Here is a 12716-nt window from a genome sequence, read left to right as displayed (position 1 = left end):
CAATGTAGATGGGCAGGGCTGAAAGCATAAACTATAAATTTATGGTTGGAGCGATTGTGAGGCGGCGGCACTTCTGTATCTTTAGCGGGTAAAATTTTGGAAAGCATGCACCACAGAAACCTGCATATCCTTACAGCAACGCCTTCGCTGGCCAACCATTTTGTAGCCGAACTGCGAGATGTAACTATACAACACGACAGCCTGCGTTTCCGCAGAAACCTGGAAAGGTTGGGCGAACTGCTGGCATACGAGATATCGAAGACATTGCCATATACTACAGCCGGTATAACCACGCCGCTGGCCCAAACCCAAACCCAGTTGCTTACGGCACAGCCGGTGCTGGCAACTATACTTCGGGCTGGTTTGCCGCTATATAATGGCATGCTGAATTATTTTGACAAGGCCTATAGTACGTTTGTGGGTGCTTACCGCGTGGAAGAGGAGAACACAGAGCTGCAGATCAATATGGAATACCTGGCATCTACAGACCTGCACGATAAAATATTGATACTGGCTGACCCGATGCTGGCCACCGGCAAATCGTTGGTGAAAGCTTATAAAGGAATGTTAAAGCACGGTAAACCAATTCAGGTACATGTGGCAGCAGTAATTGCCTCGCCGGAAGGAGTAAAGTATGTGCAGCAGGAAATACCAGAAGCAACTATATGGCTTGGCGCCCTGGACGACCACCTGAACGAAAAATCTTACATAGTGCCTGGTTTAGGCGATGCCGGCGACCTGGCGTTTGGGCCGAAGATATAAGAATAGATAAGCCAGCTGAACTATAGACTGGAATGGTCTGTTACTCAGTTGCTTATTACGATTATAGTTAATTTAAAGTACAGTTATATTATTCGAAAAGTGCTACATATATTTTTAATATATAGCGTATATTTTAAGAAAAGTAATTAGCTTAAACAAGAGTACAATTTAAGAAGATAGCAGCGTGTTGATAGAGATCCTGAAATATTTGTCGGTGTACTTAATAAGTATGGTGAAATTTTTTGCCGGCCCGTTAACTGGTGTAGCTGTTGGCCTCACTTATTTCGAAACCGTGTTACTGACTATTGCAGGCATGATGACCACTGTAATTATCTTCTCTATTATAGGCAGGGCTTTATCTAAATGGTGGGCTAAACGGCAGCGTGCTAAAAATAAGCCAATGTTCAGTAAAAAGAACCGCCGTATAGTTACCATCTGGAACAAGTTTGGTGTGGTAGGTGTAGCTTTTCTAACCCCGATCCTTTTAACGCCTATAGTTGGCACTGTAGTAGCAGCACTGTTTGGTGCCCCCCGCAAGCAAATTTTTATTCATATGCTTTGGAGCTCTGTTATTTGGAGTGCGCTGCTGAACCTGATGGTGTTTGAATTCGGGGATTTCGCTTCCCGGTTTTTCTAGAAACTATATTTTAAACTATAAAATAAGGGCTCCGAAGTTTACCTCCGGAGCCCTTGTTATTTTTGAGAACTATAGTTGCAAGGCTATAGTTTGTTATCTTTTGCTTCCCTTCTTTTTGGTCTTCTGCCAGCCAGACTTTTTCGGGTCGCCCTTCTTTTTGCCTTTCTCGAAATTAGATTTATGCCTGCTCTTTTTCTCATGGAAGGCACCTTTAAAGTCGGGGTTCTCGCTTCGTTTCTGATGGTCTATGTCGCGGGCGATGGCCTGCTGCTCTTCAAAGGTTATGTCATGGATCTTAACTTCCGGTGGCATCGGCTGCTCTGGTATTTGCATTCGTATCAGGTTCTCGATCTTTCGGATATGGTACATTTCAGCCGGGTTAGCAAACGTTATAGCAGCCCCTACATTTTCAGCGCGACCGGTACGGCCAATGCGGTGCACATAGTCTTCATACACAAACGGCACATCAAAATTAATCACATGGCTCACCATGGTTACATCTATCCCGCGCGAAGCCACATCAGTTGCCACTAAAAAACGCACATCGCCACCTTTAAAGGCTTCCATAGAGTTGATGCGGGTATTCTGGCCTTTGTTGCCATGTATAGCGCGAACCTCACCATATTCTTTCCGCTCCAGGAATTTAGCGACGTCCTCCGCATTTTTCTTGCTCCGGGTAAAGATGATCACGCGGTTAAACGTTTCTCTATCCTGGATGATGTGCTCAAGCATGGCAATTTTAGTGCGCAGGTTTGGTACCTGGTACAAAGTCTGGCTTACGGTCTCAACAGGTGTGGCCTGCGGCGTTACTTCTATACGCGTCGGGAACTCCAGGAACTCTTCTGACAACTCTACTACTTTTGGGTGCATCGTAGCGGAGAACAACAGGTTCTGACGTTTGCGCGGTATCACTTCCAATAGCTGACGGATCTGCGGCATAAAACCCATATCCATCATCTTGTCGGCTTCATCCAGCACCAGCGTTTTTACTTCCTTCAGTATCAGTTCGCCTTTCAGGTATAATTCCATCAGGCGCTTGGGTGTGGCAACCAGTATATCGAGTCCTTTATTTATAGTTTCGATCTGCGTTTTCGGGCCAAGTCCGCCATAGATTACCGTGTGGCGTAGGTCGGTATACTTGCCCAGAAGAGTGATGTTTTCCTCGATCTGCATCGCCAGTTCGCGGGTAGGAGCCAGGATAATAGCACGCGGGTTCATGCCCTGCGCGTACTTAACCTTCATCAGGATAGGCAATAAAAACGCAGCCGTTTTACCGGTTCCGGTCTGGGCAATGCCCATTACATCGTGGCCTCCCATTATAACCGGTATTGCCTTTAATTGTATGGGAGTCGGCTTTTCGTAGCCAGCTTCTTCAATGGCATTCAGCAACTGCCTGTTCAGTTTAAATTCCTCGAACGTGGTTACTTCTTTCTCTGCTTCTTCTGCCATAGTACTATAGTTTATACTCTTATCTGTTTACAAAAGTACGGTAATTTTATGGTTAGCGGGTAATGCAAGGGTAGGAGGAGCGGTAAAACCTGATTTCATCCGTATATTAGCCGATAATATAGCCGTTTCACGAATAAAACTATAGATGAAATCAATCCTGATAAAGAACGCCCAACTCGTAAACGAAGGAACTATAACCACTGCCGATGTGCTGGTAAAAGACGGTCGCATTGCGCAGATAGGGCAAAGTCTAACTATAGAAGCTGATGAAACTATAGACGTAACCGGTTTGCATTTGCTGCCCGGCGTGATAGACGACCAGGTACACTTCCGGGAGCCGGGGCTGACGCACAAAGCAACTATAGGCTCGGAAGCGAGGGCGGCTGTGGCTGGCGGAACCACTTCTTTTATGGAGATGCCGAACACGGTGCCTAATGCCACAACCCAAGAGTTACTGGAAGACAAGTATAAAATTGCAGCACAAACATCGCTGGCCAACTACTCTTTTTACATGGGTGCCACCAACGATAACCTGGCCGAGGTGCTGCTAACCAACCCGAATACGGTTTGCGGCATCAAGATATTTATGGGTTCTTCCACGGGGAACATGCTTGTAGATAATGCCGAAACGCTTGAGCAGATCTTCTCGAAAGCCAAACTGCCAATTGCCGTGCATTGCGAAGATGAGCAAACCATCCGCGACAATATGGCTATTTACGAAGAGAAGTATGGCGATGATATTCCGGTAAAATGTCACCCCGAGATCCGTAACGAAGCAGCCTGCTTTAAGTCGTCTTACCTGGCCGTAAAACTGGCCGAGAAACACAATACACGCCTGCACATCCTGCACATCTCTACCGAAGAAGAACTGAAGCTTTTCAGAAATGATATTCCCTTGGAGCAGAAACGTATTACTGCTGAAGTTTGCGTACATCACCTTTGGTTTGATAAGGAAGATTACGATACGCTTGGCACCCAGATAAAATGTAACCCGGCTGTAAAAGAGCATCGCCACAAAGAAGGCTTGTTGAAAGGCTTGCTGGAAGATAAGCTAGATGTAATTGCTACTGACCATGCGCCGCACCTGTGGGAAGAAAAACAGGGCAAGTATAAACAGGCGCCATCGGGTGTGCCTTTAATTCAACATTCTTTACAGATGATGCTGGAGTTTGTAAAGCAGGGCAAACTGACATTGGAGAAGGTAGTGGAGAAAATGGCGCATGCGCCGGCAATACTTTTTAATGTGCGTGAGCGTGGTTACATTAGGGAAGGTTACTGGGCCGACCTGGTGCTGGTTGATCTAAACAAGCCTTACACCGTTACCAAAGAAAATACCTACTATAAATGTGGCTGGTCGCCTTTCGAGGGCCATACTTTTAGCTCAACTATAGTTTCAACTATAGTTTCCGGACATCTGGCTTATAGCAATGGCGCATTTGATGAAAGCAAGAAAGGGGAGAGGCTGTTGTTTGACAGGTAAGGTATGGAGTTAGAAAAGTTTAAAGAGCTGCACTATAAGTTTTTCGGCAAAGAGTTGCCTGAGGAAGTGCTGGAGTCGGAAGAGTACGAAGCTTATGAAGAAGCCATACACGAAGACGAAGCCTGCTATAGTTGGGCCACTGCCGAAAAGCTGAAAGCAAAAGGCTTCGACTACGAAAGCTACTGCTGCATGATGATGGCAGATAAAGTTTTCGAGAGCCTGGACGAAGATGGCGAGATAAAGTACGACGACCCGGAAGTGATCATCAACAAATGGGATGAAGGCTTTTATGGCATACCGGTACATAACGGTGGTGCTACGATGGTGGTAATTAACTATTGCCCGTGGTGTGGTACCAAGCTGAGTAAGTAAATATCTTTATTTGAAGCACTTACTTTATACTTAACACCCGCAAGTAAAATTTTTAACCAAAAATGCGCGTATAGTATTGCGTTATGTGATTTGCTGCGTATATTTGCACTCTCAAACGAGACACGGTGATCGTAGTTCAGTTGGTTAGAGCACCAGATTGTGATTCTGGAAGTCGTGGGTTCGAATCCCATCGGTCACCCAAAGCCCTTGAAGCTAACCTTCAGGGGCTTTTTTCATTTTAATGGTTAAATTGCTTTATGGTTAAATTGTTGACTTCAAGTACGAACTCACAAAACCATTCAACAATTAAACAATTTAACAATCAACAATTAAAAATATGAGCTTAGTAGTAGTAGGTTCGATGGCGTTTGATGCGCTGGAGACACCTTTCGGTAAAACTGATAAGATTGTAGGTGGCGCGGCTACTTATATCTCTCTTTCGTCTTCATACTTCGTGAAGCCGGTAAATGTAGTGTCTGTGGTAGGTGGCGATTTTGATCAGGACCACATTGCGCTAATGCATGAGCGTAACATCAGCACCGAAGGTGTACAGGTAAAAGAGAACGAGAAATCTTTCTTCTGGTCTGGCCGCTACTTCAACGACATGAACAGCCGCGAAACGCTGGTTACAGAGCTGAACGTGCTGGGCGATTTCGATCCGATTATTCCGGATAGCTACCAGGGCTGCGAATACCTGATGCTGGGCAACCTGGCTCCACAGGTGCAGAAAACGGTAATCGAGCGCCTGACGCAAAAGCCGAAGCTGATTGTGATGGACACCATGAACTTCTGGATGGACATTGCCCTGAACGAGCTGATGGAAACACTGAAGCTGGTAGATGTGCTTTCTATTAACGATGAAGAAGCGCGCCAGCTGAGCGGTGAGTACTCGCTGGTTAAAGCTGCTAAAAAGATCATGGCAATGGGTCCTAAATTCCTGATTATCAAAAAAGGGGAGCACGGCGCACTGTTGTTTAACGAAGACAAAGTATTCTTCGCGCCAGCATTACCATTAGAGGAAGTATTTGACCCAACCGGAGCCGGCGATACGTTTGCAGGTGGCTTTATCGGTTACATTGCCAGCACAGATGATATCAGCTTCGAGAACATGAAACGCGCGATTATTTATGGTTCAGCGATGGCATCGTTCTGCGTTGAGAAATTCGGTACAGAGCGCCTGAAAAACCTGAGCAAAGAAGAGATAGAAAACCGCGTACAGCAGTTCGTGAACCTGGTTGCTTTTGATACGGTGCTGCAGTAATTGCACAAACTATAAACTATAAAAAAAGGGAGGCTTCGGTCTCCCTTTTTTGATGCTTTACACTAAACTATAACAACTGTTTTGTAACTAATCGGAGCTTGCCGGGGTAAAACTATAGTCTGAACCATTTATGAGAACAAGCTATGAGCATTCAAAATAAGAATAAAAACTCGCAGGAAGAGTTAAAGAAAAATAATCCGAACCAACAGGATCCGAAGAAGCTGATGGGTAATGTTGATGACAACCCACCACGCAATGCGCTTAATAAATCTGACACCAAAGTACAGAATCCGAACAGGAACCTGGCAAAAGGTGGCAACAACACACCTTACGATAAAAAGTAAGGTGATCTAAACAGAATAAGACTATGAATAGTGGCGCGGGCAGAAGGTTTTATACCTTTTACCCGCGTTTTTTTATGCCTCAAAGTCCTGGTTCAGCCAGTGCTTAAAATTCTCCTTTTCTGCATTTGTCGCGTCAGGGCGTTTCTCAATTGTATACTTTGGATAGTAGGCGTGTGCAGTTGGTGTAAGTATAACCTGCCGTAGTTGCTTCTCCCGGAAAAGTGTAAGTGTTATAGTTTCAGAAGGAGAAAGTAGCTGTAATAAATGCTGTAAGTTCTGCTCCAATTTGCGGCCGTTCAATGCTACTAATTCATCATCTACGCTCAAAACATCAAAAGCTGGCGACTCCGGTGCAATAGCTGTTACTTTTATAGTTTGCTCCTGCGACATCTTAAAACCAAAGCGGCTCTCATACAGCAAGGTATTCTCGTGTCGCTTCAAAGTGCAGCCAACATAGTGCAGGGCTTCATTTAAAGCATGTTCTATAGGTGTAGTGCCATTTATATAGTTGTCGAAGTAAGATTTAAAACTGTGGCCGGCAATCTCATCAACTAAAGCTGCATAGTCCTGCTCCGTATAACCTATAGTTTGCTTGCCGAAACGCTGCCATAGTTCGCGAATTACCGTGTCCGAAGTTGCCTGGTTGTTGGTAGCTTTTCGCAGTTCTAAATCAAGTAGCAAAGCGCTAAGTGCTCCTTTTATGTAGATCGATACTTTACGGTCGGGGATGCCGGGTTTGTAACCATCCAGCCAGAGGTCAAAAGACGAATCAGCTACCGACATCTGGTAACGGCTATAGTCTGCATAGTAGCGTTGCAGGGTAGTATTCAGTTCATCAAAGTATTGTTGTGTAGTAAATACTCCCGAGCGGGCCAGCATGTAATCGCCATAGTAAGTCGTAATTCCTTCCGCAACATAGCCTGTTTTAAAGTAATTCTCCTGCGCAAGGTTGTAAGGTAGCATCTCTTTTGGCCGGATCTTCTTCACGTTCCACGTGTGGAAAAGCTCATGCGAACTCACGCCCAGGAACTCCTTATACAAAGCCGGCGACATCAGTAACTCTCCAGGTCCAAGTGTGATAACCGTAGAGTGGCTGTGTTCCACGCCATGGTAAGTGCGGTACGGAAGTATAAGGTTCAGGTAATGGTACTCTGGCACCGGAAAATTGCCAAACATCTCTATCTGTGTTTTTGTAAAAGCTTCAAAGTCATGTATAATTTTCGGCCAGTCAGTTTTGCATTCGCCTTGTATCCAGATGTGAAAAGTAGTGCCGGCTAAACTATAGCTGGCGTGTTGCAACGAGTCACTGGCTATAAAAGGGCTGTCAACCAGTTCATCGTATTTCTTTGTTAATAAGGTATGTTTGCTCGTTTCTTTTAAGCCGCAGGCAATCTGCCAGTTTTCGGGTATGGCTATAGTTACTTCGCAGGGTTCATGCTCGCGACCTTCCACGGCCATAAGGCAATTTATCGGGTTTACGTAAAGCATCTGTTCATCAAGCCACGAGCCACCTGCATCCATCTGCCTTGCATAAAAACTATAGTTTATAGTTACGGTTTCGGCTCCGTATGCCTGTACTACCCAGCGGTCTTTAGTTACTTTCTCAATAGCTATACTTGCCCCATGCGCTGAGGCGGTAACTTGTCTAAGTTTCTGGGCAAAGTTTTGTAATTCATAGCGGCCAGGTCGCCAGGTGGGTAATTGCAAGTTTAGCTCCTGCTGTGAATTGCCGTTTATAGTTATGCTGATATCCAGGTAATGCGAAAGTGGAGAAGTGTAGCTTAGGTGGTAAGAGATCATAGCTTGATTGCTGATTGTTGATTGCTAAATTGTTGGTTTACCAGATTTAAAGCAAACCAGTTGGGATAAACTATAGTTGAATGGAAGCTATTGTTGTAGTTCAGAAAAAATAAATAGTTTAAACAATCAACAACCAACATGTTTTTGGTAAAAAAGTAGCAGTGGGGTTTGATTATTTAAAAAGGTTCTCTAATTTTGCAGGCCATAATAAAACCATTGGCATACGATGAAAAGAACATTCCAGCCTTCTCAGAGAAAAAGAAGAAATAAGCACGGCTTCCGCTCAAGAATGGAGACCGCTAACGGTAGAAGAGTTTTGGCTAGCAGAAGAGCCAAAGGCAGAAAGAGACTAACTGTTTCTGACGAGAAAAGACATAAGGCAGCTTAATTCCTGAAAAGGAATACAGCTTTGCTATTGCGTAGCCGCTAATGGATTCAGCAGCAGCAGCTAACGACCAGCAAAACACGCAGCCTACTAGTTATACATTTTCGAAAGAAGAACGCTTGTGCAGTAAGCGCTTAATCACGCTGCTGTTCTCCAAGGGTTCTTCTTTTAATTTGTATCCGCTTCGCTTTGTTTATTACATTGAGCCTGGCACAACACCTGCACCCACGCAGGTAGTTATTTCTGTATCTAAGCGCCACTTTAAACGCGCCGTAGATCGCAATCGCCTTAAGCGGCAAATACGTGAGGCTTACCGCCTTAACAAACATCTTCTGCTTGCCGATCCGGCTAAAGCACCTTCTTTGCTAGGTATATTGTATATCGGTAAAGAAAAAAAATCCTTTCAATCTATTCAGAAAAAACTAATTTCCGGTTTAGAACGTTGTCTCAGTACGTAGGCTTTTCTTGTTCTCTAACCCGAAAATTATGTATAAAAAATATATCGCCGGCATTGTAGTGGCTGGTTTAGGCCTGGGCCTGGTATCTTTTAAATCTGACTCTGATCGTTACTTCGAGATCGCCAAAAATCTTGACGTATTCGCTACCCTTTTTAAAGAAGTAAATACCTATTACGTGGATGAAGTACCGCCCGCACAAATGATGCGCACCGGTATAGATGCCATGCTTAAGTCCTTGGACCCTTATACTAATTATATCCCGGAAGACGATATCGAAGATTTTCGTACGATGACCACCGGTCAGTATGGTGGAATCGGGGCAGGTATAGGCGTGCACGATGGCAAAGTAGTTATCCAAATGCCTTACGAAGGTTCGCCAGCGCATAAAGCCGGCTTAACTATAGGCGACCAGATCCTGAAAATTGACGGGGTTAATGTGACAGGCAAGCCATCTTCTGAAGTAAGCAAACTACTGAAAGGCCAGGCCAACACGCCAATAAAACTGGAAATCAAAAGCTACGGACAAACTAAATCCCGTACGGTAGAGCTTACCCGCGCCAACATAACAGTAGAGAACGTGCCCTATATAGGTATGCTAGATAACGAGATCGGCTACTTCCAGCTTTCCGGTTTTACGATGGATGCTTCTCGTGAAGTAAAACAGGCGGTTCAGAAACTGAAAGAGATGGGTGCCAAGAAAATCGTTTTTGACCTGCGCGATAACCCGGGCGGTTTGCTGCACGAAGCGGTAAACATCTCGAATATATTCGTGGACAAAGGCAAAGACATCGTTAGTACCAAGGGTAAAGTAAAAGAGTGGAACAAAACCTATAAAGCCTTAGACGAGCCGCTTGATAGATCCGTGCCGTTGGTGGTGCTTACCAGTTCGCGCAGCGCATCGGCTGCCGAAATTGTAGCCGGCGTAATGCAGGACTATGACAGAGCCGTTCTGGTTGGTGAGCGAACTTTCGGTAAAGGCCTGGTGCAGGCTACTCGTCCGTTATCTTATAACTCCCAGCTAAAAGTAACAACAGCTAAATATTACACGCCAAGTGGTCGTTGCATCCAGGCGATAGATTATTCGCACCGCAACGAAGATGGCAGCGTAGCTTCAATCCCGGATTCGCTACGCGTAGCGTTTAAAACAACTGGCGGCCGTGTAGTTTACGATGGGGGCGGTATCAGCCCGGATGTGGAAGTGCCGCAAACAGAATATTCTGAAATTACGAGAACGATAGCTACCAAAGGCTACCTTTTCGAGTTTGCTAACAAGTATAAAGCCGAACACCCAACTATAGCTTCAGCCAAAGACTTTAAATTGTCGGATGCCGATTACCAGAAGTTTGTTGCTTTCTTAGCTAATAAGGATGTGTCTTATACTACAAACGTAGAGCAGGAACTGGTAGAACTGACTGACAAATCAAAAGAAGGCAAGCACTACGATGATATAAAGAGCGAGCTGGATGCTATCCGTAAAAAAGTATCGCATAACAAAGCCAACGACCTGCAGCGCTTCCGCCCTGAGATCCAGGAAATGCTCGAAGCAGAGATCGCTTCACGTTATTATTTACAGAAAGGCTACATCGAATCTACCTTTGATGATGACCCGGATATCATTATGGCGAAAAGCGTGCTGAACGATCCGCAGAAATATGCTTCTTACCTGAAAGTAAAAACCAAGTAGAAGTATAAGCTAAGATAAACAGGGGAGATGCTGCAAAGTATCTCCTTTGTGTTTTTGTAAAGTATAGCTTCAATAGTATAAGTTGGATGCATCGTTACTGCGCCGTACTTTTGCAACATACAAGTATAGATACACAATGCCTTTATTACTTTCCCTTGAGACTTCATCAACAGTTTGCTCCGTTGCCCTGCATCGCGACGAACAGTTGCTCGGTGCATCAGAATTGCAGATCGAGAAATCTCACTCGTCGCATATTACCGTGATGATAAACCAGCTGGTAGAAAATTGTGGTGCTACCTTAGAACAACTCGATGCGATTGCTGTTTCAGGTGGACCGGGTTCTTATACAGGTTTGCGTATAGGCAGTGCAACAGCTAAAGGGATTTGCTATGCATTAGATAAGCCGTTAATCTCGGTATCAACATTACATGCCCTAGCGTTGCAGGTTATCAAAACTACACCAAACCCGGAACGTTACCTGTTTTGCCCGATGCTGGATGCCCGCCGCATGGAAGTTTATACTTGCCTGCTCGATTATCAGCTGAATGAAGTGCTGCCAATAGAACCTATAGTGTTGGATGCCGATACTTTTGCGGCAGAGCTACAGTCAAAACCAATTATCTTTTTCGGAAGCGGAGCAGGTAAGCTAAAGCAGTTTCATGAAGGTAATGCAAATGCGCTGTTTATAGATGACGTGGTATTATCTGCAAAACCAATGGGAGAACTGGCATTGCAAAAATATAAAGAGCACGTTTTCGAAGATGTGGCTTACTATGAACCCTTCTACCTGAAAGATGTTTATATTACAAGTAGTAAACCAAAGGCATAAATAAAACAGATATGTCAGAACTGATAAATAAAGTAGCGCAAAGTGCGCTCGTAACTATAAACCTGGAAGAACTGCTGCACCCCGGCGAGCGTGTAGTATATGATATCAAGGAGAATCTCTTTCATGGGCTGATACTTCGTGAGAAAGATTTCAGAGCCTTTATAAAAGAGAATGATTGGTCGGTGTATGATGGAAAGAACGTTGCCATCATTTGTTCCGCCGATGCTATAGTTCCGACCTGGGCTTACATGCTTTTAGCTACCAAACTTCAGAACCATGCAAACTATTATGTATTCGGAGATCTGGAAGCATTAGACCAGGCATTACTTCAGGAAGCAATTGCTAAAATAGATCCTGAAGAGTACCACGATAGCAAAGTGGTAATTAAAGGATGCGGAAGTATACCTGTACCCACTTATGCTTATGTAGAGATCACGCGTAAGCTATTGCCTGTAGTTAGTAGCTTAATGTATGGCGAACCCTGCAGCACAGTTCCATTATATAAAAAGCCCAAGGTATAGTTAAGTCTATACTATATAATATAGATCAAAAGCTCTGCCTAAGAAAGCGGAGCTTTTGCTTTTTCATATAGACTATAAACTTTGAGCAAAAAAGTACATGCGATAAGGAACTTCTACTCTTTTAAGAACTGTTACCACATCACGCCCGGGGCAGCCGGGTAGCCGGGAAGAAGACTAAAAAAAGCTGGAGCGCAAGCCAAGGAAAAGGGTGTTTTAGCAAAGCTTCAAAAATAGGTTAAAACTTTTCTTTCAGTGCTTCAGGTACTTAGCCACTACCCGGTAAAAACTTTGGGCGTAGCTATTGCAACTTCAGAACAAATGCCTACTTTTGCAACCCGTTCAGCAGGAAGGGAGGAAAGAAAAAGGGAGAGAAGAGGAGAGCGGGAAACCTGTCTGCGCTTCATCAAGCTGGTTTGAAGGCTTGTTTCCACTGCAAAACATTCCAAAAATTATTTTCTTACCCGCTTGCAAAAGCAAAAACAAAAGGTGTATCTTTGCACTCCCAACGCGGCAGCCGGCAGGGCGGGAAAAGAAGCTGAAACGCAAGCCTTTTAGCGGCGTCCTTCCGGGCTAACAACTGAAAAAAGGGGGCTAAAAAAAAGAAAATATTTTTCACTGGCCACTTGCAGAATGAAAAAAGCTTCTTACCTTTGCACTCCCAATCGGACAACAGGTTGAAAGGGGCGAATAAACTAAGAGAGTAACAACCACGATCACAACAGGTGATCGCCCTG

14 protein-coding genes and 1 tRNA gene are annotated in these 12716 nt (G+C 44.6%); 12 read left to right on the top strand and 3 right to left on the bottom strand.

Annotated features, from left to right (window positions below; translation table 11 throughout):
• Positions 1-105: 105 nt before the first annotated feature.
• Positions 106-762: a uracil phosphoribosyltransferase gene (gene upp, locus GWO68_RS16570; RefSeq protein WP_162347590.1), complete on the top strand. Its 657-nt coding sequence runs from the start codon at positions 106-108 to the stop codon at positions 760-762.
• A 229-nt stretch (positions 763-991) separates the two neighbouring features.
• Complete coding sequence (locus tag GWO68_RS16565; protein WP_235942110.1) at positions 992-1399, top strand: hypothetical protein; 408 nt, start codon at positions 992-994, stop codon at positions 1397-1399.
• A 93-nt stretch (positions 1400-1492) separates the two neighbouring features.
• On the opposite strand, the gene GWO68_RS16560 is transcribed toward GWO68_RS16565, so the two are convergent.
• Entirely contained in the window at positions 1493-2848 is a 1356-nt protein-coding gene (locus GWO68_RS16560; RefSeq protein ID WP_162347589.1) for a DEAD/DEAH box helicase, read from the bottom strand.
• A 145-nt stretch (positions 2849-2993) separates the two neighbouring features.
• Between GWO68_RS16560 and GWO68_RS16555 the strand changes: the two genes are divergently transcribed.
• From GWO68_RS16555 to GWO68_RS16535, 5 genes are all read left to right on the top strand, one after another.
• A complete protein-coding gene (locus GWO68_RS16555) occupies positions 2994-4328 on the top strand; it encodes a dihydroorotase (RefSeq protein ID WP_162347588.1) in 1335 nt (444 codons plus the stop codon).
• A 3-nt stretch (positions 4329-4331) separates the two neighbouring features.
• A complete protein-coding gene (locus tag GWO68_RS16550; protein ID WP_162347587.1) occupies positions 4332-4700 on the top strand; it encodes a DUF6980 family protein in 369 nt (122 codons plus the stop codon).
• A gap of 125 nt (positions 4701-4825) precedes the next feature.
• Positions 4826-4899 (top strand) — tRNA-His (locus GWO68_RS16545).
• Between the two features lie 138 nt (positions 4900-5037).
• Complete coding sequence (locus GWO68_RS16540; RefSeq protein WP_162347586.1) at positions 5038-5961, top strand: PfkB family carbohydrate kinase; 924 nt, start codon at positions 5038-5040, stop codon at positions 5959-5961.
• A gap of 143 nt (positions 5962-6104) precedes the next feature.
• Entirely contained in the window at positions 6105-6305 is a 201-nt protein-coding gene (locus tag GWO68_RS16535; protein WP_162347585.1) for a hypothetical protein, read from the top strand.
• 72 nt (positions 6306-6377) lie between these two features.
• On the opposite strand, the gene GWO68_RS16530 is transcribed toward GWO68_RS16535, so the two are convergent.
• Complete coding sequence (locus tag GWO68_RS16530; RefSeq protein ID WP_162347584.1) at positions 6378-8105, bottom strand: M61 family metallopeptidase; 1728 nt, start codon at positions 8103-8105, stop codon at positions 6378-6380.
• A 226-nt stretch (positions 8106-8331) separates the two neighbouring features.
• Here GWO68_RS16530 and rpmH point away from each other — a divergent pair, with 226 nt between their 5' ends.
• The 5 genes from rpmH to GWO68_RS16505 all read left to right on the top strand — a co-directional run bounded on the left by rpmH (position 8332) and on the right by GWO68_RS16505 (position 11982).
• A complete protein-coding gene (gene rpmH / locus GWO68_RS16525) occupies positions 8332-8493 on the top strand; it encodes a 50S ribosomal protein L34 (RefSeq protein ID WP_162347583.1) in 162 nt (53 codons plus the stop codon).
• A 41-nt stretch (positions 8494-8534) separates the two neighbouring features.
• Positions 8535-8948, top strand: a complete 414-nt coding sequence (locus tag GWO68_RS16520) for a ribonuclease P protein component (protein ID WP_162347582.1) — start codon at positions 8535-8537, stop codon at positions 8946-8948.
• Positions 8949-8976: 28 nt separating this feature from the next.
• On the top strand, positions 8977-10632 hold the full coding sequence (locus GWO68_RS16515) for a S41 family peptidase (RefSeq protein WP_162347581.1): 1656 nt from the start codon (positions 8977-8979) through the stop codon (positions 10630-10632).
• A 136-nt stretch (positions 10633-10768) separates the two neighbouring features.
• A complete protein-coding gene (tsaB, locus tag GWO68_RS16510) occupies positions 10769-11461 on the top strand; it encodes a tRNA (adenosine(37)-N6)-threonylcarbamoyltransferase complex dimerization subunit type 1 TsaB (RefSeq protein ID WP_162347580.1) in 693 nt (230 codons plus the stop codon).
• Positions 11462-11472: 11 nt separating this feature from the next.
• Entirely contained in the window at positions 11473-11982 is a 510-nt protein-coding gene (locus GWO68_RS16505; protein ID WP_162347579.1) for a DUF2480 family protein, read from the top strand.
• 457 nt (positions 11983-12439) lie between these two features.
• Here the strand turns inward: GWO68_RS16505 and GWO68_RS17880 are convergent.
• The coding region (locus GWO68_RS17880) for a hypothetical protein (RefSeq protein WP_235942109.1) at positions 12440-12716 on the bottom strand (277 nt) is incomplete at its 5' end.

The organism is Pontibacter fetidus (assembly GCF_010119545.1).
In the GTDB taxonomy this organism is placed as follows: Bacteria; Bacteroidota; Bacteroidia; order Cytophagales; family Hymenobacteraceae; genus Pontibacter; species Pontibacter fetidus.
Note: the sequence above shows the minus strand (reverse complement) of the source record. Positions and strands in the feature narration are given on the sequence as shown.